Source organism: Lentzea sp. NEAU-D7, assembly GCF_026242055.1.
Classification (GTDB): Bacteria; Actinomycetota; Actinomycetes; order Mycobacteriales; family Pseudonocardiaceae; genus Lentzea.
In genome coordinates this window covers 249,791-272,058 of record NZ_JAPJDL010000004.1, presented here as the reverse complement: position 1 = coordinate 272,058, position 22,268 = coordinate 249,791, and the positions used below count along the sequence as shown (strand labels likewise).

The following is a 22,268-nucleotide window of genomic DNA, read 5'->3' as shown; positions in this document are numbered from 1 at the left end:
TGCGGTCCGAACTGGGCGTACATCGCTCTCGTGGCGTTGACCGTCGTCACGTTGGTGATCGGTCTGGTGATCGGGATGCGCGCCGCCGCACCCGTGGGCACAACACGAGCGGGGAAGCCTCCGAGTTCGAAACGCAACCCGGAGAAGGAGGCTCGTTCATGACCATGGCGTGCCGGGACCTGCTCGGCTCTGGCTGAGACGCGCCGGTGGTCGCGGTGGCCTCACCACGACCACACCATCGAAAGGAACGAAACAATGGAGGTCGCACCCGCCGTGTCCAAGGGTGCTTGGCCTACTCGCTCCGATCAACCGTCGCGCAACCGATCGAGCGCGAGGCTCGACCTTTCTTCTGTGCAACATTTCCTCGTACCAACGGATTAGATCGTGCAACGCAGGCACTCACGTGCATACGGTGAAGCCTCTTAGGACGACACCGGAGCCACAACGCTCGGCGTCCATCCGCCTCCGTCAAGTTGCTTTGTGTGCACCATCGGCTTTGAGGTGAAGGACATGTCTGCTGCCAACCCGTTCGCGGAGTCCGGTCATCGAGGTGGTGTGGTCGCAGGTTTCGACGGCTCCGACTGCGCCCGAGGGGCGATCCTCTGGGCAGCGGCCGAAGCCGCTCATCGGCGCCGTTCGCTGCTGCTCGTTCACGCTCAGCTGACGGCGATCACGAGTGCCTGGGGAACTGTGGCCGCGCCTGGATGGGGCGCGGCAGCGGTGTTCGACGACACGCCCCTCCTGCGACAGGCCGAGGAGCAGGTCCGCGCCGCCGCAGAGGAGTGCCGGCAGCTCGAGCCGGGTTTGGACGTCGAGGCCCGGGTCGTGGCAGGCCGGGCCGCTCCGACCCTTCTCGAGGCGGCCCGGACGGTGGACGCGGAACTGCTGGTGGTCGGGATGTCCGGGCTGGGCGTGTTGCCCCGCACGCTGATCGGTTGCACGGCCACAGACCTCGTGAACCAGGCGGACCAACCGGTCGTCGCGGTGCACGGCGGACCGGCGCACAGGAGCGGTCCGGTGGTGGTTGGAGTCGATGGCACGGCCGAAACCATGTCCGCCCTGCAGTTCGCCTCCACGTATGCGGACCGCCACGCGTGCGAACTGCGTCCTGTGCACGATGATGTCGACACGTTGCTCGCGCACTCCGAAGAAGCTCAGCTACTCGTGGTACGAGACCGCGGTCATGGCGTCGTGCACAGAGCAGTGTTCGGCTCAGTCAGCCGCGCGGCACTCAGCCGTGCGCTGTGTTCCGTCGCGGTGTTGCCCAGTGCTCCGGTGAGTGTTTAGGGAGGCGGGGTGCACGAACAACCGAGCGGCTTCATGGCGGGCCTCCGCATACTCATCGCGTTCGTCGCCGCCGAAGTGGCGTTCCTGGCGTTGACCCTGGTGACACTGGCCTGGTACGCGTCGCTGTTCGGCGGTGCCGACTTCGGCGGCGAGGTCTGGGACCTGCTGGCGGGCGGCACCGAACGCGGACACCGGGTGCGGGACCGCATCGAGCGGTCGATCGGCCCGGTCTGGGAGGCCAACCACGTGTGGCTGATCTTCGTGCTGGTCGTGCTGTGGACCGGCTTCTCCCGTGCCTTCGCCGCAGCGGTCACCACGCGCTCTACATCCCGCTCACGCTGGCCGGGTTCGGCATGATCCCCGCGGCGCCGCCTTCGCCTACCGCAAGAGCGTCAGCACGCTGGGAAGGCGCCGGTTCTTCGGCGCGGCCTTCGCACTGTCCTCGCTGCTGACTCCGTTCCTCCTCGGCGCCGTCGTCGGCGGCGTGGCCTCCGGCCGGGTGCCGCCCGGCATCGCCGCCGGCGACGTGCTGGCAAGCTGGGCCAACCCCACCTCGCTGGTGGGCGGCACACTCGCCGTGCTGGTCTGCGCCTACCTGGCCGCGGTGTTCCTCTGCGGCGATGCCCGGCGCGATGGGGAGGACGACCTGGCCGACCAGTTCCGTGTGCACGCTCTGGTGATCGCCGCCGTGGCCGGCGCGGTGGGCCTGGGAGGGATCGCGGTACTGCGTACCGACGCGCCAACGTTGTTCGCCGGCCTGACAGGACGCGGTTTGCCGGTCGTGGTGCTGTCGGTCATCGCCGGTCTCGCAGCGCCCGGCCTGCTGCTTGCCCGGCACTACACCCTCGCCAGGATCGCCTCCGCAGTCGCCGTTACGGCGATCCTCATCGGCTGGGCGGTCGGGCAGTACCCATACGTGCTGGTGCCGTCCCTCACCGTCGAGCAGGCCGCGATGGGCCGCACCACCCTCACCGCCCTGCTCGTCGCGCTGGGTGCCGGCGCACTGGTCCTGGTTCCTTCGCGGACCTACCTCTACGTGCTCTTCCAACGCCCCCGCGCAAGCGCAAGCGAGAAGTGACCGGCCATCCAGCTCTCGCCCGAGGTAGATCAGGCAGCGGATCACGTCCGACGCCGAGTTCATCGGACGCAGGACGGCCGGTGCGTACCGAGCCGGGATGTTCGACCTCGTGGCCGTCACCATCACCCTGTCCATCGTCCTGCACTCCTCTTCGGACGTCCCGGTCGTCAAGGCCCTGCGCATCGAACCGCCCGTCAACCTGCCCACCGGCGGACCGGAGGAGCCGGGCATCGAGCACACGCCGCCTGGCTGAGGCAACCCGACAACAAAGGTGCCGCGACCCTGCTTCGACCCAATGAGTCCTTCGCCCTGCAAGATCGCCTCAGCCTGGCGGATCGTGTTCAACAAATTGCCGATGGTGCCCGCGACCGCCGGGCGGGCAGTCGGTCCGCGTGCGTGGCCCGCCCGGATGTCCGGAGCACTCCAGCTGTTTACGATGCCGGGATGAGGAGCGAGAGGCGGACGGGGCTGCGGTACTGGCTGCGCGACCGCTTTTGGGCATTGCCCCTGGCCATCGCCCTTACAGCAGCCGGCCTCGCCATCACGCTGACCGCGGTCGACCAGGAGCTGTTCGGCTCGCTGCCGCTGCTGTTCAGCGGCGGCCCAGAGGGTGCCCGCGCACTGCTCGCGGCGATCATCACCTCGATGATCTCGTTCACCGGTCTGGTGTTCTCGATCACGGTCGTGGTTCTGCAGTTGACCAGCAGCCAGTTCTCCCCGCGCGTGCTCAACACATTCCTGCACGACCGCTTCACACAGGTCGCGCTCGGCGTGTTCGTGGCGACGTTCGTGTTCGCGTTCGTCGTCCTGCGCACGGTCCGCGGCACAGCGGAGACCGAAGGCTTCGTCCCCGCTACGGCGGTCACCGCGGCCGTGGTGCTGGTCTTCATCAGTGTGCTCGTCTTTCTGCGCTACATCCACCACATCACCCAGTCCATCAGGGTCTCCACGATCATCAACCGGATCGCCACTGATACCAGGACGCTCATCGCCCGCCGCTATCCCCCCGACGACGCCAGCGCTCCGTCCGAGGGTGTGCCCGCTGCCGGACCGGTCCACCGGGTGCCGGCCGCCGAGGGCGGTGTCGTGCAGAGCGTGCGGGACGACCGCCTCGCCGACACGGCGGCCGAGCACCGGTGCTCGATACGGCTGGTGCCCGCAATCGGTGAGTTCCTGCCCGCGGGCGCCACGTTGTTCGAGGTGACGGGGACGGCGGAGCCACCGACCCGTGAGGAGCTCTGCGCCGCGGTCGTCCTGAACGAGGAGCGCACCCTGGACCAGGACGTCGGTTTCGGTCTGCGCCAACTCGTGGACATCGCCCTGCGCGCGCTGTCGCCGTCGCTGAACGACCCGACCACCGCCGTCCAGGTCGTCGATCAACTGCACGACCTGCTCCGCTGCCTGGCCACCCGACCGCTGCCGCCGCGCAGGCGAGTCGCCGAGGGTGTGCTCCTGCTGACCGTGCCGGAGGCGGGGTTCGACGACCTGCTGGCCGTAGCGGTGGACGAGATCGCCCGCGTCGCGGCCGACGACCCTCGCGTCCGCTCCCGGCTGCACCGGATGCTCCTCGACTTGGCCGACGTCGCCCGGCCCGAGCACCACACGGCGATCGCCCGCATGCTCCAGGCGTTCACGGAAGCCTGACCGGCTGTTCAGGATCCGGTGTGACCGGCAACACGCCGATGCCTGCTGACCTGCGCGGATGTGTTTCTCAGCATCTACAGGGCTCGTAGTGGACCCTGCTGGGCAATTGTCGGCGAAGCTCCGTCTTCTCGTGCCGAAGCAAGAGAAGCTCAGCGTCCCTCACTGCTTCACCACGGAGCAGCGAGGGACGCGGCGGACAGCAACTTCCAAGTCCTTGCACAGCAGGGCACGATCACCCAAGCGTGATCTCAGTCGGAGAGATGCGCCGAACACCGTGGTGACGACTTCTCGAGCAGCACAGGATTCAACCGTCGCCGGTACGTGTCGTCGTGCGCTGGGCAAGCGGTACCGCGGGCAGCGGTTTCACAGGCATGTTGGCGTGCACCTCCGTCATCCCGTCGAACCAAGCAAGGGCGGGCAGCGTTCCGCCATAGAGGTCGCCGGTCGCACACAGCACAGGGCCCACGGGCCTGACGCAGATCGGACGGGGTGCAGGGCTGTCGTTGAACACCTGTACGGCGCCCGCGTAGTTCATCGTGGCGCCCAAGAAAGCGGCGGACTTGTACTCCTCCGTGGTGCCTGTCTTGCCGATCATCGGCCTTGTCCACCCGTGGCGCCGAGCCGCGTTCGCGGCTGTGCCTCGGTGTCCGTCGTCGCTCAGGGCGGCTGCGAGGGCATTGGCAACTGGCTCGGGCACGGCCTGATCACACGGTGATGCCGGAAGTTCCACGGCTCTGCCGTGCCGGTCGACCACCTGGGCAATCGGCGTCGGTTCACACCAGGTGCCGCCGCTTACGACGGTGGCGGCGACGTTCGCCAGTTCCAGTGTGCTCGACGGTGCCGGGCCGAGGGTGAAGGAGGCGTTCTGCCTGCTGGTGAAGAACTCGGCCTGGTTGATCCGCAGATCGGGCCGCGACGAGTTCGGATCCGGGCGTGTCCCGTCGATGTTGGTCGCCAGCGTCTGGCGCATCCCCAGCCTTCGCGCCATCTCGACGACGGCGTCCAGGCCGACCCGCTCCTCGAGGATGACGAAGGCGGTGTTGGGCGAGGTAGCCAACGCTTGGCGCAGCGTCATGCGGGCCGGGTAGTCATCGTTGTGGTTGCGCAGGCAGTACCAGCGGGTGTCCGGCTCGCCGGTCGACGGGCAGCCTGGCGCGCCGCCTTTGAACACCTGCGAGGTGTAGGAGCCGGGCGAGTCGATGACAGAGCCGACGCGGTAGCCCTGTTCGAGGGCTGCGGCGGCGGTGAAGACCTTGTACACGGATCCCGCGCCGAACTTGTTGGCCACTCCGGCGGGTAGGTCCAGCATGCTCTGGAACCGCTCGGCGTCAGCGCCGTGATCTCGGTTGGCCACCAGCGCGGTGACCTCGTGCCGGTCACGGCCAGGTTTGACGACCGCCATCGTGCCGGCGACACCTGAGGTCTGTCGGGGGACCTGCGCCAGCACTGCTCGCTCGGTGGCCTGACTTACCGCGCGATTGAGCGTTGTGTGCACTGTGTAGCCACCAGCCTTCAACCGCTGTGGGGTGATGCCCTTGGAGGCCAAGTAGTCGACGACGTAGGAGCAGAAGAAGCCGAGTCCCGGATCGGCGGCCACACATCCGTTCGGCAGCCTCCGCAGCGGGGTCTGCACGCCCAGAGGCGTCTCTCTGGCTCTCTCAGCCGCGGCGCGGTGCACCATGCTGTGGTCCGCCATGCGGTCGATGACGAGGTTGCGGCGCTGCAAGGCGGCATCCGGAGAGTGTTCGGGGTTCAACGCGGCCGGGCTGTTGACGAGCGCGGCGAGCAATGCGGCCTGCGGCACGGTCAGACTGTCCGGCGTGGTACCGAAGTAGAGCTGCGCGGCTGCCGCGACGCCGTAGGTACCGGCTCCGAACGGCACTGTGTTGAGGTAGCGGGTCAGGATTTCCTCTTTGGAGAACGTACTTTCCAGCGCCACAGCCATGCGGATCTCCTGCAGCTTGCGCTCAGGCGTGCGCAACTGCACCCGCGCTTGACGTAGCGGGTCATCGCGCGCCACGACATGGATAAGGTGGTTCTTGATGTACTGCTGGGTCAGGGTGGAAGCACCCTGCACCACCGCGTCCGAGGCATAGTTGCGCACCGCCGCCCGCGCGGTGGCCACCCAGTCCACACCACGATGCTCATAGAACCGATGGTCCTCCACAGCCACGATCGCGTCTTTCATCGCCCGTGAGATGTCCTCGGACTTCACAAGCACCCGGTGCTGGTCATAGAGATGAGCAAAGGGCTTGCCTTCTTCGTCGACCAAGGTCGTCACCGCCGGCGGCTCGACGCCGACAGGCAACGCGACCGGGTTCGCAAACTGGTCGCTGGCCTGGGACAGCAACACGCCCGCTCCACCGACGACCGGGAACAGCATTCCGGACAGGAGGATTCCCGCCACCAGGCAGAGTCCCAGAAGACGCATCATCGTTGCCCCTCATAGATTTGCACGGCAGGCGCCTCTGCATCACACCAATGGAGCGGTTCGAGCCTCACTCCCGCACCGGTGGTCACGAACTCGCCGACCATCGCCGCCGACACCTGTCGTCGTTCCGGCCCAACGGGTTCCTGCAGACGAGCAGGTAGAATCTTGCGGTCACCTTGCGACTCATTACGTCCGCTGGCCTGGTCTCAACCCGCTCTGATGCTGCAGCGTTGGTCACGTCGCGGCACACCAGCCAGGATTGTCATCCGATCGTTTCCCAGGTAACGAAGAGACTTCGTTGTAGCTCCACCACCTGGCCTGTTCCATCGGAGCCACGTTTGCGCTCGTGCCACGACGTCTACCTTGGTACGAAGGCATCGAAGGGAAAACCATGCTCGACATCACGCCATCTGCTGGAGAAGCGATCAAGGATCTCGCCTCGTCAGCGGGAACTGTGAACGGCGGCGGGTTGAGGATTTCCGTCGCGGACATGAACGACGACGGCGCTGATCTCTCCCTCACTGTGATGGACCGGCCAGCGAGCGGTGACCAGATCGTGGTGGGAGCACTGAACTCCCATGTGTTCTTGCAGCCCGAGGTGGCCGAAATTCTCGACGATCAGGTCCTCGACGCCCGCCGCGAGGATGGTGGGAAGATCCGCTTTTCCCTGCACGCCAAACGATGAGCTCTGCAGGGACATGCCATGGCGGACGGCGATGCCACCACCGCATCTCATGGCTTAGAAGCGCCTACGGGATCGGCTGGGTGCGCTCTGAGGATCGTCACGGGCTGGTCGAGTTCTCGTCATCAGGGCAAGGAATCGACGCGAACACCGTTTTGCCGCCGTCAGGCAGTGGGCGGCTGCCCCACTCGCAGGCCAGGTTGTCGACGACCACGATGCCACGGCCTCTCGTGCCACCAAGTCGTGAACGCCCGCGTACCGGCTGGGCTGGCGAGCTGTCATCGACTTCGATCTTGATATCACACGGCGCGTAGTACCGGAAGATGCGGAGCCGACCCGTTCCGGGTGTGTGGTCCAGGACGTTGCTCACCAGTTCAGTGACGACGAGCGCCACGTCGTAGCGGTGGTCTTCGCCTAGATCACGCAATGTGACGGCAACCTGATCGCGCACTACCGACAACTTGATGTTCGGCTCGACAGGCAAGTCGAGCACGATTGCCGCAGGGCCGTCACCGACGGTCATCAATTGGGCGCCTCCACATAGGCACGCACCAACATGCTGTGCGCGCTTTTCGCACGATATCTGCGACTCATCAGCGTGAAGCACGTATGTGGTGCTTGACGACCTTTCGGATTCGTTAAGTTTTCGGTGATCAGATCTGGAGTCAGCGGCTATGCGCTGGCTGACGGGCCATTGTGCAGGGGCGTTCACTGCAGTGAGATGACATGCTGACCGACCGTGACGAACCCTTCGAGCGCTCGGCGAGGTCGAGCTGGTGGGGACGCACGTTGGCAACCTGATGCGAAGCGATCAGGCCAGAGAATGGTCAGCTGCCAACGGGCTAGGCATTGACAGGCTGCTTAGGGGCCCTCAGCACTCGGCTCAACCGTCGCTGCGAATCACGAGCGCGAGCCCTCCTGCGAGAATCACGGCGATAGCAGCCAGTCCCGCCCATCCGCCCCCATGAGGCCAACACGAGTACGCCCACTGGAACGGGCCACCAACATGCCGACCAGAACTAATGGTCGGACGACACCGCTGCAGTCGAAGAGGAATCGGCGCATCACCACAGCGTGGCAAACGTCCTGTTGCGACTTTCACCTGGGTAGACGAGCCGCAAGCAAGGTGAGATAACGCTGCTCGGCAGACTCGCGTGGTGACCCTGCAAGCCGTCGGGAGCAGCGTCGCCGTGAGGGAGCAGTTCATGTGAGTACGGAGGGATTCGGGCACACGGTTAGTGCAATCGGGTTCGCGCTCAACGCTGCCGTCCAATCAGGTCACAACACCGCCTCGACTGGGACGGCAGTTGCACCCGTCGTTTCCCTTGTCCTGCGTGGAGAACGCTTCGAGGAAGCAGGGATGAGACTCGGGCGGGAGGTCGCGATTGGTTCGACGATTTTCACGCAGTGGACAGGACCGCGGTAACGACTCCGCCACCCCGAAGGAGAAGATCGGCACGACGGTCACCGGTCTTGGAGGTGGAGCGGCTACCGGGTCCGGCTTCAACTGTCCCTACGGAGCCCCAGTAGCGCCTCCCCGTCCAGTGCCGACGGTTGCACGTGCAGTCAGTGCGGTGACAATTCTTGCTGGCATATGGCTGTTGCTGGCTCCATTCGTGCTCGACCAGGTCCCGGCTGCAGACGGGCTTGGCGCGTACTGGAACGACCTGGTGCTGGGAACTGCGATCGTGGTGCTCGCCTCGATCCGGATGGTGGCTTCGGACCGACTGCCGTGGTTGAGCCTCGTTAACGCTCTTCTCGGTCCTTGGCTTGTCGCGTCGCCGTTCGTGCTCGAATGCCGTCAGCGTCGTATGCCTACGAAGCGACGAGCAATGATGTTGCCGCCGGTCTGCTCGTGTTCGTGATGGCAGTCGTCAGTGCTGCGACGACCTATCAGCACACAGACAGCAGCGACAGGATCGGCCGGGAACGTGACCCTCACGGCCGGGGAAGTGCGACCACTTCCTACCTGTTAGGGAAAGGGTTGCGGCCGTTCGCCAGCCACGCCATCAGCGCAAGACCCGCAGCGATGGAGCCAAGGGTGTCCATCGCCAAATCGGCGATGGTGTCGCTGTAGCCAACGCCGATCCGGACGCCGGCCACGACCTCCGCGTACCACTCGTAAAACTCCCAGAACACGCCTAATGCAAGGCCCACGACCGTGGTCAGGAACACTACCGCGCTACGGCCGTGGTGCCGTTGGTGCGGCAGCAGGGGTGTGCGCAGCAGCAACAGGTAGGTCATCGCGGCGAGCGCGCCGGTGCAGAGGCAGTGCAGCACCCAGTCCAGCCAGATGATCTCGCGATACCAGTGGAACAGCGACGCCGCTGCGGCCAGTGGCAGCAAGATGCAAACTGCCAAGTCGAAGGGGCGGGGCAGACCGGCCAGCCGAGGAGCCAGCAGGATCGCGAAGACCAGACCGAGCCGGATGCCACCCTCGACCTCGTCGACGAGCGCGGCGTACACGGCCCCCACAAGCACGGCGCCGCGAAGCACGTCAGCGACCATCCCTGCTGTCCGCAGAGCGATGTCGGTCTTGGTGGGCACCACGTTCACGCTCCTCACGTGCCGACGAGTGGAGACCGTTCGTAGTCGGCGGGTCGACGGTTGTGAAACTCGAACCCCTGTCTCCCTGCTGCGCTGCCGTCCGCTCGTTTGCCGGATCGACCTCGAGAATGACCCGGGCCAGGTCGTCTGGCGAGGTGTACGGCACTGCGTGGCATCCCGGAACTTCCGCGTAGCGGCCGCGCTGCGCGATGTCTGCGAGATGCCGTGCCACCGCGCGCGGAACCAACGGATCGCGCGCTCCGCGCACGAGGAGCACGGGGCAGCCGACCCTGCGCAGTGTGGCCCGCAGCCGATACGACAGCAGGTGGCGAAAGGCTCCCCAGACCTTGCGCGGACCTGCGATCACCGCATCTCGCAATGTCTCGGCCACCAGCGGCGACGGTTCCTGTGCCATTGCCTGAGCCCATCGGATGATCACGGCGAGGGGATGGCGGTGGCCCGGAGGCGGGCTGACCAGGACCAGACGGCGGACCAGTTCGGGATGGCGGACGGCCAACTCCACCGCGGCATGGCATCCCGCCGAGTGCCCCATCACGATCGCCGGCCCGGTCAGACGCGTCATGACGGCCCGCAGGACTTCAGCCGCGTCCCTAACGGAGATCGGTGGCCCAGCCTCGGAGCTACGTCCGAACCCGGGTAGGTCCGGAGCGACGACTGTGCGGGACTGGGCGAGCCGCGTCATGGTCGGCACCAAATAGCGTGAGCACACCGCCATCCCGTGCACCAGCACGACCGGTGTCGGATGATCACCGGGATGATCTGCTTGACGCACCAACACTTCATGCCCAGCGGCCTCGACACGGACAGTCGAGCAGTCCTTGCATTCGTCCCCTTTCAGGTGCGGAACCAGATTTCCGGTTCGAGGTGATCGGCGGCGGCGAGCCTGCAAATCTTCCGGTCGGCCGAGCGGGTCCACGCCTTCATCCCTCCTACCCTCATCGTCCTGTTGTGGAGGCATCCCCTCGGCGAAGGCATCGAATCTCTCGACGTCCAGCCGTCGCCTGATCGTGATTTCCTTTGCAGGCCTGGAGTTCTCTTCGAGATCCGATCGCAACGGAGTTGGTTGTCTCGATCAGGCGGTCCGTCCTGCGCGGTGTGCCGCACTGGTACGTCATACCGCGGAAGCCGGTTGTTTCAACGTTGTTGCGGGCTCCGGTGTTGAACTCGTCCTTTAGAGGCAGCCGTCAGGAGGGACTCCTCCGCGGATCCTCATCGTCGCGCTGTGGCCTTCCCACTAGCAACCGCTTGAGATACAGCATCAAGCGCACACGCCGTTCCCGGTTCTCCGAGCCTGAAGCCGGGTAAGCGTATGAAGGTCCAGCCCGTGACCACAGGAGGTGCGCCCAGATGACCACACAGATCCCGGAACCCGACCCCATGACGAACGTCGAGGTCGGCATGCGCGTAGTGGACAGCGAAGACGAGGAATTGGGCACAGTGGCCGAGGTGAAATTCGGCGACCCGGAAGCGATCACTGCCGAAGGCCAGCGGTCTCCTCGGGGGATGACCGAGCACGTCGTGAACTCGTTCACCGGCTCGGAACCCGATGTGCACCCGCAACTAGAAGGAAGGCTACTGCGCACTGGATACATCAAGATCGATGCCAAGGGCCTGTTCGCCACCGACCTGTACGCCGGCACTGAGCAGATCCATCACGTCGACCCGGATGGAGTCCGCCTCGCCGTTCCACGGGGCCGCCTGATTCCCGAGGTCTGATCGACTGGAACTGGTAGAGGACGGACATGGCTAGGCGCAAAGCGCCTCTTGGCCTACCGCACCTGGAGTGTGGCGGAACCGGCAACTCCAGGCCGCCGTCCCACCGGCAACCCACGGCGGTTCGCGGGCGAAGAGCACAGGAATCTGCCGGGCCGCGAACCGCCGCGAACATCATCTTGTCCAATCGCCGCACATGGCGTATGGACAGCTCGCCGACAAGCTTCGGACATTGCAGGGTAACGACCTTCTCACAATTCGTGCAGATAACAACATTTGCGCTTTGAAGAGGAAGCCGGCGGTCACCATCGGTAGTATCGCGATGCGTGAAGGCAGCGAAGAAGCATCCTCGGTAAGCTGAGAGAAGGTGCGACGACATGCGATCCGTTCTCGACCTCGTGAAAGCCGGGCAACTGTGGACGCTCCCGCCCCGCCCTGATCGTGCCGCCGCAGCGCGCCAAGTGCTACACGTCCACAGCATGAGGATCCAACCGGATTGCACGATCTTGGAGCTAGCTGGCGAGATCGACATGCTGACGACATGGCTCCTCGCCGAGCGCCTGGACGAACATCTCAGCGAGGAGGTTCGCCTGATCGTCCTTGACCTGTCCGATGTAACGTTCTTGTCGGCAGGTGGCTTGAACGTGCTCGTCATCGCCGATGACTACGCCCGTGCACGCGGTGTCACGATATCGATCACCGGTTGCGGTGGCCTGGTACGAGTGTTCGAGATGGCGGGTCTCCGGGAGCGCTTCCACTTCGTCGCAGATCATCAAAGCCTTGTGGATCAGTGCTGACGCAGCTGCCTGACGAGCCACCATCTCCAGGATCCGGCGATTGCCCAACAGGAGCGTCTGCCCCGAAGCGATACACCAACACCGGAACCACGAGCATCGCGACGGAGAGTTCATACATCACGCCCGCGGCGTGGCCTAACTGTCGACTCCGGGCACGATAGCTACCGGACATACTGCGTGATGCAGAACGACGTGACTGACCGAGCCGAACAGAACACGGCGCACTGCGCCGCGGCCGCGGTTGCCGACCACCATCAGCCGGGCCTGTTCGGAGTGATCCAGCAGCGTGTGTGCCGGCCGTTCGTCGACGACGTCGATGTGAACGGGCACGCTGGGATGGCTGTCGTGCCAGGGTCGCAGGAATTCGTCGTACAGCACGTTTCTGGCCGCGCTGCGGTCGGTTTCGGGACTCGATGGACCTGCCGAGGTGATCACGTCCAAAGGCCAGCCGGAGAGGGCGTGCACTGCAACGACACCACACCCGTGCCGCGCTGCGAAGTCGAACGCGAACCCGACGGCGCGAACGCTGGCGTTAGTGCCGTCCACACCAAGAACGACCGGTGCATCCAAACGTGGCGGGGCGTCACGGACCACGACGACAGGCCGATCGGTGCTGTGCACGAGGTCCGCAGCGGTGGAACCGAGCAGTGTTCGCGACAGCGAGCCAAGCCCGGACATTCCCACGACCAGGAGATCGGCTTCGGTGGCGTCGGCGGCGGTGAGCAGTGCCACTGAGGCGGTGCCCTCGACGACGGTGACGGACACGCTGATTCCCGGCGCCACCGCCCGGCACTGGTCAGTCAGTTCAGCGAGATGTTGCTCGATGCGCTGCCGCACGTGCTGGTCAGTGAACGGCGGCATCGTGCCCCACGCAGACGCGGACGTCGGATCCCACCCAGGCAATGCCACAGGGCCCGGCCAGTGCCCGGCGCTGACCTCCGGCCAGACCTGTGCCTCTACGATGAGCAGCGGGCAGCTGCGGCGTGCTGCTTCGACTGCAGCCCACAGCACCGCTTCGCGTGACTGGTCCGAACCGTCGAACCCGGCGACGATGTTTCCACGTTGCTCGAAGACCTCCACGGCAACTGATTACCCAGTCGCCGGGAAGTCTGCCGATAGGAACAGCACGATCCGACAACCGTGACAAAAATATTTAGTCCTCAGTGGACGATTGCGTGATGGAGTCACCGGTCATCAGCCCCTGCGGGCGGATCACCCACCAGCACACCATGATCCAGATCAGTGCCATCGAGGCACCGCCGGCGACATCGGTCGGGTAGTGGACACCGGCATACAGTCGCGTGAACGCGACGGTTGCGACAAGCGCGATGGTTGCCGTCACGACCAGCCATTTCCACCAGCGGCGGGTAGCGGAGACCACAAGGAGAGCCGTCGCGGCGTACAGAGCGCAAGCCGCGGCGACGTGACCGGAGGGGAAGCTTGAGGTTGGCGGCAGGTTCGGATTGAGCTGTGGCACATCGGGCCTGGATCGGCTCACGATCGCGGTGGTGGTGAGAAAAAGGCTGACCTCACCGACGAGCACAACGGTGAGGAAGAGCACCGGCCGCCAACTGTGAGTGATCGCGAGCACGAGGGGGCCGATGACGAACGCTGCGGCAAGAACTCCGCCGGTGCTGCCGATCCGGCTCGCATAGGCGTTGAAGGTGTCCAGAAGTGCAACACGGTGGTGAGCCAGCCACGTCACCGCGTTGTGGTCCCAGGCGAGCGGCACCGGCCCCGTTCCATCCGCGCTGACCAGCAGGCCGGCGCCGTAGAGCAGGCCTAGCAGCAGCACCCAGGCGGTGACGAGCTCGGCGGCTCCTCGCCAAGGATGCGGCAGAGTGGGCGGGTGCCGTCGCGGGACCGGCCGTAGTTGGGACTCCGCTTCAGGCGCGAGCCCACTCGACAGCGGGGTGACCTTCGCGGTGGTTGGGTGACCCCAGCGCCGGAAGGCGACCGCGGTGACCCCCAACCACAGCAGTCCTAGCAGCCATCCAGCGAGCACGTCGCTGAGGAAGTGCGCGCCCAGCGCCATCCGGGAGAAGCCCACCGCTACGACCACGACACCGACAAGTGTGGCGAACACCCATCGTGCGGACTTCGGCACGACGGGCAGGAAGATCAGCAGGAGCACGCCGTAGGACACCAGCGAGCCCATCGCATGCCCGCTGGGAAAGCTCATACCGGTGCTAGCAGCAACTGGAAAGTCGACGACGGGGCGAAGCCTCCCGACAAGCGCCTTGACCGCGCCGTTGAGCACCAGTGCACCGACTGCGGTGACCACCGCATAGCCGGCGAGCCGCGGCTGGCGGCGAATCAGAAGCCAGGCCGCGCCAACCGTGACCACCCACAGCAGCATCGCTGTCCCGCCCAAGTCGGTGACACCAGTCAGCACTCTCACCACGATGTCGTTGCCGGCCACAAGATCGTTCAACCCGCCCGCAATCATCAGGTCCAGCTCGTGAAGCGGCTTCCACCGCAGCTGAACTAGTGTTAGCAGCAGCGCGAAACCGACTCCAGCCGCCGTGACGAGCGCCAGGCCGACGACCGTGCCGAGCGCGAAACGTTCAGCGCGAGACACCGCGTCCGGTGAGGGTCGAAATGTCATGGCGGACTCCCATCAGCTCATCATGACCCGCGACGGTCAGTGGGTCGCCTCGTGATGGGCTACCCATCAACGTGGCGGCTACCCGAGCCCGGCCTCAAACTTTCGTCGCATCGGCCGGGCCGCACAACGGCTGATCCGTCCAGATTATCTTGCAGACAAAGGGGAATTCCTGCTGCATGAACGGACGAACCACACGCGGTCCAGTGCTTTCTCTTGTGCGTGAACGTTTCCGGCACCTTCGCCGGTGGAGGGACCGAGTTCCCATGCCAGCCTGGTGGAATGTCGTCAAACGCGTGCTGGACGCGGTGTCTGCCGACCGGCTGCCGTTGGTCGCGGCCGGAGTGGCGTTCTTCGTCATGCTCGCGCTGGCGCCTACGATGATCGCGTTGCTCACGGTCTACGCTCTCGTGGCGGACCCGCACCACGTACCCGATCAGCTCGCACCCCTCCTCCGGGTGGTGCCAGGAGAAGCGGGCGATCTCGTGATGCAACAGTTGCGTGCGGCCGCGGAGATTGACGTCACAGGGTTGACCATGGGGCTGGTAGTCAGTGCCGCCACAGTGTTGTGGAGCATGTCCAACGCCGTGCGATGGCTCATCGCCGGACTCAACATCGCCCACGGCGTACGGGAGACGCGCGGCTTCTTCAGACTACGTGGACTGGCCCTGCTGTTCGCGCTAGGAGCGTTGACCGTAGTAGTGGTCGGACTTGCTGTGGTGGCAGCCGTTCCGGTCATCCTCGACGTGGTCGGAGCCGACTCGTCCACGAGGGACGTGGTCAACCTGGTGCGGTGGGCGGGAGGGGTTCTGCTGGTGACGCTGGCGCTGGCCGTGATGTACCGCTTCGGTCCCAACCGCAGCACAAAGGGATGGCACTGGGTAACGGCCGGCAGCACGGTGGCAGTCGTGGTGTGGTTGGCGGGGTCAGCCGGTTTCGCCTTGTATCTCAACTACTCCTCGGGCTATCACCGGACCTACGGGACCTTGGCTGGAGTCACCGTGCTGTTGTTGTGGCTGTACCTCTCGGCGTTCGCGGTGCTGCTCGGTGCGGAGATCGACGCCCAGAAGGAGCGGGATACCGAGTGTGATCAAGACAGCGAGACCAGAGTCTCTTCCTAGGCCGCGGCAATGGTAATGCTGGCACCGAACGGCGTCCGACCACCATAGGTGGTCGGATCGCCTTGAGGACAACGAAATCCATGAACTTGCACATCGTAATCTTCCTGCATGTGCGAGACAGATCTTTGCAATGTGCAACAAGGCGCGTTGATCATCTTGTTGTGGACGTGACAGTCGGCTCGTACCGCAGCGCATGTTGGTCGGCCAGAGCCATGGCCAGCTGGCCGGCGGTCGTCGGGTGAAAGGGAGCCGAGGCGTTCACTCCCTGGACGTACGGCTGCTGGTCACACAACCCATGACCCGTGAAGTCCGGCCGGACAGGGGTCGCTCCGGCTGCTTCGGCTCCCTTGCGCAGCACCTCGTTGAGGGAGTGCAGCAACGCGAGCAGAGATCTCTGCTTGGCCGGCGTGAAGCCGTGTTCAGCCAAGCAGTGCTGGTTCCCGCCGAACGGATCATAGTAGAGGTTGATCAAAAGCCGGGGACGGGCGGGGAGTTCTCTCAGCCGCAACAGCAACTGCTCGTAGCTCAGGCTGAACTCCGCGAGCTGTTGCTGGAAGTAGGCGGTCGACGCGTTGTTGTCGCAACTCGGCGTCATCGCGCACAACCGGAGCAGCGACGTCCAGCCAACATCGTTGGCACCGATGCTGACGATCACCACACGCACCTGTTCACTCGTTTTCGCAACAGCCAGCTGAGACGGCACCACCGTGTCCCCCGCCTGTTGGGATCCCATGACGCCCGCCGTGATCGTGGCACCACCGCAGGCCAGGTTGAGTATTCGCCAGCGGTTGACGGCAGCCAGGTTCTCTGCGAAAGCGTCCGCGCTGCGGCCACATGCACGGTCCTGTGCGGTCGGCTGCACAACGGCAGGGAGACCCGCTCCCGCCGCGACCGAGTCCCCCAACACCAGCGCATCCACCGGGCCGACATCGGTTCCTTCCGCCGCCGGTACAGCGGGCAGCTGGGCCCGCCCGACCAAAGCGGCGAGAGAATTGACACCGCGAAGCCGATCCGGAGCCGAACGCGCGCCGACCATCACGGCGCCCACGTTGACCGCCTCGACGCACAGCAGGCTTGCCAGCAGCACGACGACGGTGCGTCTGCGGGACAATCTCATCCATCCGACAACGGCACCGGCGAAGAACAGTGCGAACAATCCAGCGATCACCGTTTCGAGCAGGAAGTACCGCTTCCAGCCGGCGGCCAGCGCCTGTCCGAGCGCGTTGGTGGGACTCTCCATATCATCCGAGGCGACGAAGTTCTCGATTTCGCTGTCCAGGGTGATGCGGCTGAGCTCCAGCCGAGGTCGCACCGGGCCGGTGAACTGCACCGCGGTGCTCAGCCGCTGACCGAACAACTCCAGGACCCCCGGTCCCGACGCCGTCAGCGACGCAACCGCGCCGACGCGCACCGTCTGCCCGGCCACCGACACCTTCTGCATCGGTGTGATCGCCAGCGAGACAGCGATCGACGCCATTACGACGGCAGCGATCGCCGCCAGCGCCACCACCCGTTCACCCCACCAGGACAACCGCCTCATGCCGACTCCCGGAACCAGCGTCGCTCGGACAGTGACCTGTCGGGATTCACCTCCGGAGGCCCTACTAACCATGTACGGGTCAGGTCAGGCGATCAGGAGTCCGATCGGCCGGGTAGGATGTTCACCCGCCCAGTCATTCCGGAGGCCTCGGGCCTGCTGAAGTCCGAAGTGGACGCCGACACGTGCACACTCGCCGGTTAGAGCGGCGATTGGACACCATCATGACGGTGTCCAATGGAGACATCGATGCAGCCCGGCCGGTGCTCCTGCGCCCGAAATTGTCAGTCGATGACCGGCATGGTGCTCAACACGATCAGCCAGTCATCACCGCGCAGCTCCCCGATCTCCGCGTCATCGGTCCACATCCGCTGACCGTCCCGCACGATCGCCAACACCTCGCTACCACAGTCAAGCGGCGAGCTGCCGACCTCATACGGCATCGCGGGACGCTCCTCCACCGCCCATTCCAGCTCGGGAAACAGTTCGCGCGGAAGGCTTTCAACTTTGAGCGCCCACTCGCCGACCCGGTCAGCCACCAGGACGTGGTCGGCTCCGAGGTACTCGATGAGCTCGTGCATTTGCGTGCTGCGGACCAGAGTAGTGATCGTCGCGGTCTCGTTGAAGCTGCGCACGACCGAGGTGATGCGCAGAGCGAGAGCGTCGTCGGTCACCGCGACGACGATGTGGTCGGAGGTCTCTGCACCGGCAGACCACAGCACATCCAGGCACCAGCCTTCGCCCGCCACGGCGCGCACACCATCCGCTCGGGCCTGCGCGACGCGTTCGGGATCGGAGTCGACGATGGTGAAGTCCGTCGCATGCCCTCCGGCGAGCAGCGCACTCAGGACGACGCGGCCGCGAGCGCTGTAGCCGATGAGAACGGCATGTGAGCGCATCCAGACGTTTCCTCATCGTGCGTGGGCGGATACCGGCCGCCGATCCTGCCGGCCGGTACCCGGATCTCCCCGTAGCGGATGGGCGCGGACGCTCGCCCGACCGGTTCGCGTCCGCCGCCCACAGTCTGCCGGAAGCCCGCAGCATGCAACCTTGCGAGGCCCTTTCGATGAATCCTCATTGCCGTGAAGAACGTGAGCGACCTGGCCGTCCGCTGGTCCACAAGTAGATCCCGACGACCACGGCGACCATCACGAGGAATCCGAGCAGTGCATCGGAGCCGTCGCTCTCGTTCTGCTGAGCGATGTTCTGAGTTCTGGGAACGTTCGGCACGGCCTGGGGCACAGTGGGAACCGGCGGGGGCTGGCAGGTGCTGCCGCAACGGCCGCGAGCGGAATCGCTTCGGTGTCGTTGAAGTCGACCATGCCGGTCGCTTCGAGGACCTGGATGTGGTCGAGCACGACTTCCATGCAGCGCTTCGCGAAGTCGCGGATGAGCGTGTTGCGTGTACCGGTGCGAACGACCGCGAGGAACTTGTAGACACCACCGTGCGCCGCGTGAAGGCGGTTGGCGAAGATACGATCGAACTCGGCGCTGCCGGCGGGGGCGTTGGTCATTTCGGCGATCCAACCTCGCTGGTCGGCGTTGGCCTCGCTGGGCAGCGGGACGTTCAGCGTGCGGCCGAGCTCGAGGACCTTGGCGTCGAGCTCGGCGTGCCCGTCGATCAGATGCCAGCCTGCTTCCTTCACCAGCGGGTTGGCGGATTTGTCCAGCCCTGGGCCGTGTTTTAGTTCTGGCTCCACTGCGGCTGTTGGGCCGTGGCGATCGTGGTGCCGTTCTGGGGCCTCGGAACGAGGACTGGTCGGAGTGGTGCGTCGCAGGCGGTATGCAAGGACCCGGGCCCGTTTCTGCGTTCGGCCGGCTGTCTTTGCGGCTGTGTCCGCAGTCCGCCGCTATCGACTTCTGCACATCACATAGAGGTCCACGTCGATCGGCTCCCAGAGGCTTCCGGCCTGGATCCACCAGCCGTCGCGGTCGGCTCCCTCGCTCATCAGGCCGGGCCTGGATGCGATGAGTACGGGCTCCTGGCTGTTCGCCGCGGCGCCGCCGCTGGTGACCCGCCGTCCGTTGAGGCAGGTGAGGAACCCTCCTGACGGGGTGTTCTTGCTGACCTTGTAGGTCGTCCACTCGTTGTCGGCGATCGGGTCGGCACAGGTCACGGCCCCAGCGACGCCGACCGTGCCGTTCGACCAGACACGGCCAGCCACCGTCCACGCCGTCGGTCCGGAGGCGGTGAAGCCGGACGGGTAGCTCTTGGTGAGAGAGCTTTCGGTGCCCTTGATCTCGGCGCCGCCGCCGAGGGCGGTCTTGCCTGCCGGGCAGGAGACGGTGACGGTCTGGTCGCTCGGCACCTGGACGAGCGGGGCCTGCACGACCTCATAGCCCCTGGGCAGGGACGCGCAGACCGCCCAGACGGTCACAGTGGTGGGTGTCCCACCGAAGTTGCGGGCGTTGGCCACCCATCCCCACGCTCCCGTCTCACCGTGGAGGACGGCGGGGAAGCTCCCGACCAGGCCGACCTCGTGGTACACGGCGTTGGGGGCTACCGCCTCCGCGCCGCCGCTGATGGCCCAGTCCCCATCGCGGCACTCCGCGTAGACCGGCTGGTAGTCGTTGACGGTCTTCGTCGCCTTGACGATCGAGACCAGCGCCAGCGGCGGCGCCGGTGTCGTGTCGGCGGCGGCAGGCTGGGCCAGCAGCGCCGCGATCAGGACTAGGCCGAGCGCGGTGACGCACCAGCCGATCCGGGAAGCGGCCCGTGACAGGAACTGCTGAAAGCTCATGGGGCCTCGATCTGTGAAAGCGCGACACAACGCGCAGCGCGATCAAGGTATTGCGGTGCGTGATCAATTGCCTAGCGGGTGCCACTGGATCCGGTGACACCCGCTTGCGCACGAAGCCCGCGGGGTCATGCCGGGATGGCGCCGTTGACGGTGCAATCGGCCGGGCGCGGCACGTCAGCATCGGCGGTCCAGCTGATGGCCACGTATCAGCGGGCAGCCCTGTGCTCGTGCCTCGGGCGTCCAGGTCACAGCCACAAGTTCACCGCCGCGACCTGGACTGCCGCCTCGGAACGGCAGGCCAACTTCTCGTACCGCGCGGCCACGGCCGGTGCTGTTTGAGACGGCTGATGCCGCATTCCACCGCGTGGCGGGCTTTGTAGTCCTGGCGGTCGAAGTCAGGTGGCCGACCGCCGAAGCGGCCCCGGCGCTCGCGGTTGCGGACCTGGTCGACCGGCTCGGCGATGGAGCACCGGATTCCGCGCCTCCTCAGGTAGGCGCGGTTGGCAGCGGACGAGGCCGCTTTGTCGGCCGCACCCGGACCGGAGTCCGCCGCGGTCGGCCCAGGCCCAGCCGGGGCACTCTGATCGCCTCCCGTGCCGGCACGAACTGCGGACCGTCACCCCTCTGACCCGCAGTCACCAGGAGTGACAGGGGCTCTGGCCCTGCTCGCACGCAAGATGGATCTTCGTGCTGAACCCGCCCCGCGACCGGCCCAACCCGTGATCATCTGGCTCGTAGACCAACCCGCCAGGCGGCTCCTTCTGCCCGGCCTCATCCCGCCGTGCACAAGCCGCGTACTGATGGGCCCGGCATGCCGTCGAGTCGACATTGACCTCCCAGACGATCAGCCCCGCCGCGTCCGCTCTCGACTGCAACAACGTGAGTATCCGCGCCCACACTCCCTGGCGCTACCACCTACAGAGCAGCCCATACACGGTCTGCCAAGGCCCGTACTCGGATGGCAGATCACGCTACGGGGCACCGGCCCGCACCCGCCACCGAACTCCATCGACCAACCGTCGCCGATTCCTCGACCTGCGACGCACCCCTGCCGCAGTTCCGGATGCTCGTCGTCCTGGACAGCCGGGAGCGATGAAGCGCAGCTCATTGGCAGACCTGCTGGATGTCAACCCCTCCACCGCGACCCGCATGGTCAAGCGGTTGGTGCGAGCCGGATGGTCGCGCGCCAAACCACCCCGGCCACGCCGTGAGGTCGTCGTGGAACTCACCGACGAGGGACGCCGGGTCGTGCGTGATGTGATTCGTCGACGGCGGGCGGCGATCGGACGGATCGTGACAAGGATGTCCGAGGACGAACGGCGCGGACTTGTCGATGCGCTCACCGCGTTCACCGCCGCAGGCGGCGAACGCGCGGTCACCTCAGGTGACCTCGGCTGAATCTGACCGCTCAGCCGAGCCACTTCCCGGCATCGATCGCGACCACTAGTGATACCAGCGCAATCGCTGCTCCGACGACGATCTGGTTCATATGCACCACCGGGCTGCCATCGGCGCGGAGAAGGAACCCTGCCGCGACGAGCGCCGCCGCAAGCCAGATGTTGGCCGTGCGCAGCCATGGAACGTCCAATGGCGCCAACGCGCGCAGCATTCCCACCAGCATGATGACCGCGGCGAGTACCAGCGCAAGCCAGTAGGGCCGGAAGAGACGCTGTGCGGCTTGAAAATCCAGGAGCAGAGGAGCCGCGATCAGCCATACACCCGCGAAGAACGTGAGGGTTCCGGTTCTGGCTTCCGATCGTCGGCACTGTTCTTCACGCACACGGCAATCATTGCGGGGCGCAATCGAAGAGACGACACGCCAGGGTGATCGTAGGGAGTTCGCAAGGGCAGGACTGCCGGAGTACGGCAGGATTCGTCATCGTAGCGGGGTTTGCCGGCGACCTTGGCGGCCGCCTCGCAAGTATCCGCGTGCGGAGACCGGGAAGGTCCGCGAGCCGGAACATCCAATCACGCGAGAACATGCGCCACCTCGATGAGGGCGCCATCCCCTCCGTGAGCCGACGTCCGAACTCCTGCATACGCGTGACCGGCGATCGCATCCGC

22 protein-coding genes are annotated in these 22,268 nt (G+C 65.7%); 11 read left to right on the top strand and 11 right to left on the bottom strand.

What is annotated here, in order from left to right; all coding sequences use genetic code 11:
- The first annotated feature begins 480 nt into the window (after nt 1-480).
- The 5 genes from ORI60_RS11285 (at nt 481) to ORI60_RS11265 (ending at nt 4,009) form a co-directional block, all read left to right on the top strand.
- Complete coding sequence (locus ORI60_RS11285; protein ID WP_266036967.1) at nt 481-1,287, top strand: universal stress protein; 807 nt, start codon at nt 481-483, stop codon at nt 1,285-1,287.
- Nucleotides 1,288-1,296: 9 nt separating this feature from the next.
- Nucleotides 1,297-1,644 carry a cytochrome d ubiquinol oxidase subunit II gene (locus tag ORI60_RS11280; protein ID WP_266036965.1) on the top strand — a complete coding sequence of 116 codons (348 nt, stop codon included), beginning with the start codon at nt 1,297-1,299 and terminating at the stop codon, nt 1,642-1,644.
- The gene (locus ORI60_RS11275; RefSeq protein WP_266036963.1) at nt 1,580-2,365 is read left to right on the top strand and encodes a cytochrome d ubiquinol oxidase subunit II; all 786 of its coding nucleotides are present in this window, start codon (nt 1,580-1,582) and stop codon (nt 2,363-2,365) included. The genes ORI60_RS11280 and ORI60_RS11275 overlap by 65 nt, the downstream gene beginning before the upstream one ends.
- Nucleotides 2,366-2,462: 97 nt before the next feature.
- Entirely contained in the window at nt 2,463-2,618 is a 156-nt protein-coding gene (locus ORI60_RS11270) for a hypothetical protein (RefSeq protein WP_266036961.1), read from the top strand.
- 191 nt (nt 2,619-2,809) lie between these two features.
- Nucleotides 2,810-4,009, top strand: coding sequence for a DUF2254 domain-containing protein (locus ORI60_RS11265; protein ID WP_266036960.1), 1,200 nt, complete (start codon nt 2,810-2,812; stop codon nt 4,007-4,009).
- Between the two features lie 304 nt (nt 4,010-4,313).
- Here the strand turns inward: ORI60_RS11265 and ORI60_RS11260 are convergent, their stop codons facing one another.
- Nucleotides 4,314-6,443 carry a transglycosylase domain-containing protein gene (locus ORI60_RS11260; protein WP_266036958.1) on the bottom strand — a complete coding sequence of 710 codons (2,130 nt, stop codon included), beginning with the start codon at nt 6,441-6,443 and terminating at the stop codon, nt 4,314-4,316.
- 388 nt (nt 6,444-6,831) lie between these two features.
- Here ORI60_RS11260 and ORI60_RS11255 point away from each other — a divergent pair, with 388 nt between their 5' ends.
- Nucleotides 6,832-7,125: an iron-sulfur cluster biosynthesis protein gene (locus ORI60_RS11255; RefSeq protein ID WP_266036957.1), complete on the top strand. Its 294-nt coding sequence runs from the start codon at nt 6,832-6,834 to the stop codon at nt 7,123-7,125.
- Between the two features lie 97 nt (nt 7,126-7,222).
- Here the strand turns inward: ORI60_RS11255 and ORI60_RS11250 are convergent, their stop codons facing one another.
- A complete protein-coding gene (locus ORI60_RS11250; RefSeq protein WP_266036956.1) occupies nt 7,223-7,645 on the bottom strand; it encodes an ATP-binding protein in 423 nt (140 codons plus the stop codon).
- A gap of 1,051 nt (nt 7,646-8,696) precedes the next feature.
- Here ORI60_RS11250 and ORI60_RS11245 point away from each other — a divergent pair.
- A complete protein-coding gene (locus ORI60_RS11245; RefSeq protein WP_266036955.1) occupies nt 8,697-8,987 on the top strand; it encodes a hypothetical protein in 291 nt (96 codons plus the stop codon).
- A 100-nt stretch (nt 8,988-9,087) separates the two neighbouring features.
- On the opposite strand, the gene ORI60_RS11240 is transcribed toward ORI60_RS11245, so the two are convergent.
- A complete protein-coding gene (locus tag ORI60_RS11240) occupies nt 9,088-9,672 on the bottom strand; it encodes a hypothetical protein (RefSeq protein WP_266036953.1) in 585 nt (194 codons plus the stop codon).
- Entirely contained in the window at nt 9,620-10,744 is a 1,125-nt protein-coding gene (locus tag ORI60_RS11235; protein WP_266036951.1) for an alpha/beta fold hydrolase, read from the bottom strand. Before ORI60_RS11235 ends, ORI60_RS11240 begins: the two co-directional genes overlap by 53 nt.
- Before the next feature lie 293 nt (nt 10,745-11,037).
- On the opposite strand from ORI60_RS11235, the gene ORI60_RS11230 reads away from it, so the two are divergent.
- Both ORI60_RS11230 and ORI60_RS11225 read left to right on the top strand, forming a co-directional pair.
- Nucleotides 11,038-11,406, top strand: a complete 369-nt coding sequence (locus ORI60_RS11230) for a hypothetical protein (RefSeq protein ID WP_266036950.1) — start codon at nt 11,038-11,040, stop codon at nt 11,404-11,406.
- A gap of 374 nt (nt 11,407-11,780) precedes the next feature.
- A complete protein-coding gene (locus ORI60_RS11225; protein ID WP_266036948.1) occupies nt 11,781-12,200 on the top strand; it encodes an STAS domain-containing protein in 420 nt (139 codons plus the stop codon).
- A 135-nt stretch (nt 12,201-12,335) separates the two neighbouring features.
- On the opposite strand, the gene ORI60_RS11220 is transcribed toward ORI60_RS11225, so the two are convergent.
- Together ORI60_RS11220 and ORI60_RS11215 are read right to left on the bottom strand one after the other, a co-directional pair.
- Nucleotides 12,336-13,280, bottom strand: a complete 945-nt coding sequence (locus tag ORI60_RS11220; RefSeq protein WP_266036946.1) for a universal stress protein — start codon at nt 13,278-13,280, stop codon at nt 12,336-12,338.
- 73 nt (nt 13,281-13,353) lie between these two features.
- The gene (locus ORI60_RS11215; RefSeq protein WP_266036944.1) at nt 13,354-14,808 is read right to left on the bottom strand and encodes a phosphatase PAP2 family protein; all 1,455 of its coding nucleotides are present in this window, start codon (nt 14,806-14,808) and stop codon (nt 13,354-13,356) included.
- A gap of 293 nt (nt 14,809-15,101) precedes the next feature.
- Between ORI60_RS11215 and ORI60_RS11210 the strand changes: the two genes are divergently transcribed.
- Complete coding sequence (locus ORI60_RS11210; protein WP_266036943.1) at nt 15,102-15,926, top strand: YihY/virulence factor BrkB family protein; 825 nt, start codon at nt 15,102-15,104, stop codon at nt 15,924-15,926.
- Nucleotides 15,927-16,077: 151 nt separating this feature from the next.
- Here the strand turns inward: ORI60_RS11210 and ORI60_RS11205 are convergent, their stop codons facing one another.
- The 4 genes from ORI60_RS11205 to ORI60_RS11190 all read right to left on the bottom strand — a co-directional run bounded on the left by ORI60_RS11205 (nt 16,078) and on the right by ORI60_RS11190 (nt 20,204).
- The gene (locus tag ORI60_RS11205; protein WP_266036942.1) at nt 16,078-17,466 is read right to left on the bottom strand and encodes a GDSL-type esterase/lipase family protein; all 1,389 of its coding nucleotides are present in this window, start codon (nt 17,464-17,466) and stop codon (nt 16,078-16,080) included.
- A gap of 281 nt (nt 17,467-17,747) precedes the next feature.
- Nucleotides 17,748-18,362 carry an NAD(P)-binding protein gene (locus ORI60_RS11200; protein ID WP_266036940.1) on the bottom strand — a complete coding sequence of 205 codons (615 nt, stop codon included), beginning with the start codon at nt 18,360-18,362 and terminating at the stop codon, nt 17,748-17,750.
- Between the two features lie 249 nt (nt 18,363-18,611).
- On the bottom strand, nt 18,612-19,163 hold the full coding sequence (locus ORI60_RS11195; protein WP_266036938.1) for a DUF4142 domain-containing protein: 552 nt from the start codon (nt 19,161-19,163) through the stop codon (nt 18,612-18,614).
- 150 nt (nt 19,164-19,313) lie between these two features.
- Complete coding sequence (locus ORI60_RS11190) at nt 19,314-20,204, bottom strand: hypothetical protein (RefSeq protein ID WP_266036937.1); 891 nt, start codon at nt 20,202-20,204, stop codon at nt 19,314-19,316.
- Nucleotides 20,205-21,296: 1,092 nt separating this feature from the next.
- Here ORI60_RS11190 and ORI60_RS11185 point away from each other — a divergent pair.
- Nucleotides 21,297-21,602 (top strand): MarR family transcriptional regulator, encoded by a 306-nt coding sequence (locus ORI60_RS11185; protein ID WP_266036936.1) that lies wholly within the window; start codon nt 21,297-21,299, stop codon nt 21,600-21,602.
- A 10-nt stretch (nt 21,603-21,612) separates the two neighbouring features.
- Here the strand turns inward: ORI60_RS11185 and ORI60_RS11180 are convergent, their stop codons facing one another.
- On the bottom strand, nt 21,613-21,984 hold the full coding sequence (locus ORI60_RS11180; protein ID WP_266036934.1) for a hypothetical protein: 372 nt from the start codon (nt 21,982-21,984) through the stop codon (nt 21,613-21,615).
- Between the last annotated feature and the right edge of the window lie 284 nt (nt 21,985-22,268).

Bases quoted from the DNA above. Each gene is read 5' to 3' on its own strand.
- ORI60_RS11270 (WP_266036961.1), top strand. From the start codon at position 2,463: ATGTTCGACCTCGTGGCCGTCACCATCACCCTGTCCATCGTCCTGCAC.
- ORI60_RS11265 (WP_266036960.1), top strand. From the start codon at position 2,810: ATGAGGAGCGAGAGGCGGACGGGGCTGCGGTACTGGCTGCGCGACCGC.
- ORI60_RS11260 (WP_266036958.1), bottom strand. From the start codon at position 6,443: ATGATGCGTCTTCTGGGACTCTGCCTGGTGGCGGGAATCCTCCTGTCC.
- ORI60_RS11255 (WP_266036957.1), top strand. From the start codon at position 6,832: ATGCTCGACATCACGCCATCTGCTGGAGAAGCGATCAAGGATCTCGCC.
- ORI60_RS11250 (WP_266036956.1), bottom strand. From the start codon at position 7,645: ATGACCGTCGGTGACGGCCCTGCGGCAATCGTGCTCGACTTGCCTGTC.
- ORI60_RS11230 (WP_266036950.1), top strand. From the start codon at position 11,038: ATGACCACACAGATCCCGGAACCCGACCCCATGACGAACGTCGAGGTC.
- ORI60_RS11225 (WP_266036948.1), top strand. From the start codon at position 11,781: ATGCGATCCGTTCTCGACCTCGTGAAAGCCGGGCAACTGTGGACGCTC.
- ORI60_RS11215 (WP_266036944.1), bottom strand. From the start codon at position 14,808: ATGACATTTCGACCCTCACCGGACGCGGTGTCTCGCGCTGAACGTTTC.
- ORI60_RS11205 (WP_266036942.1), bottom strand. From the start codon at position 17,466: ATGAGGCGGTTGTCCTGGTGGGGTGAACGGGTGGTGGCGCTGGCGGCG.
- ORI60_RS11200 (WP_266036940.1), bottom strand. From the start codon at position 18,362: ATGCGCTCACATGCCGTTCTCATCGGCTACAGCGCTCGCGGCCGCGTC.
- ORI60_RS11190 (WP_266036937.1), bottom strand. From the start codon at position 20,204: ATGAGCTTTCAGCAGTTCCTGTCACGGGCCGCTTCCCGGATCGGCTGG.
- ORI60_RS11185 (WP_266036936.1), top strand. From the start codon at position 21,297: ATGAAGCGCAGCTCATTGGCAGACCTGCTGGATGTCAACCCCTCCACC.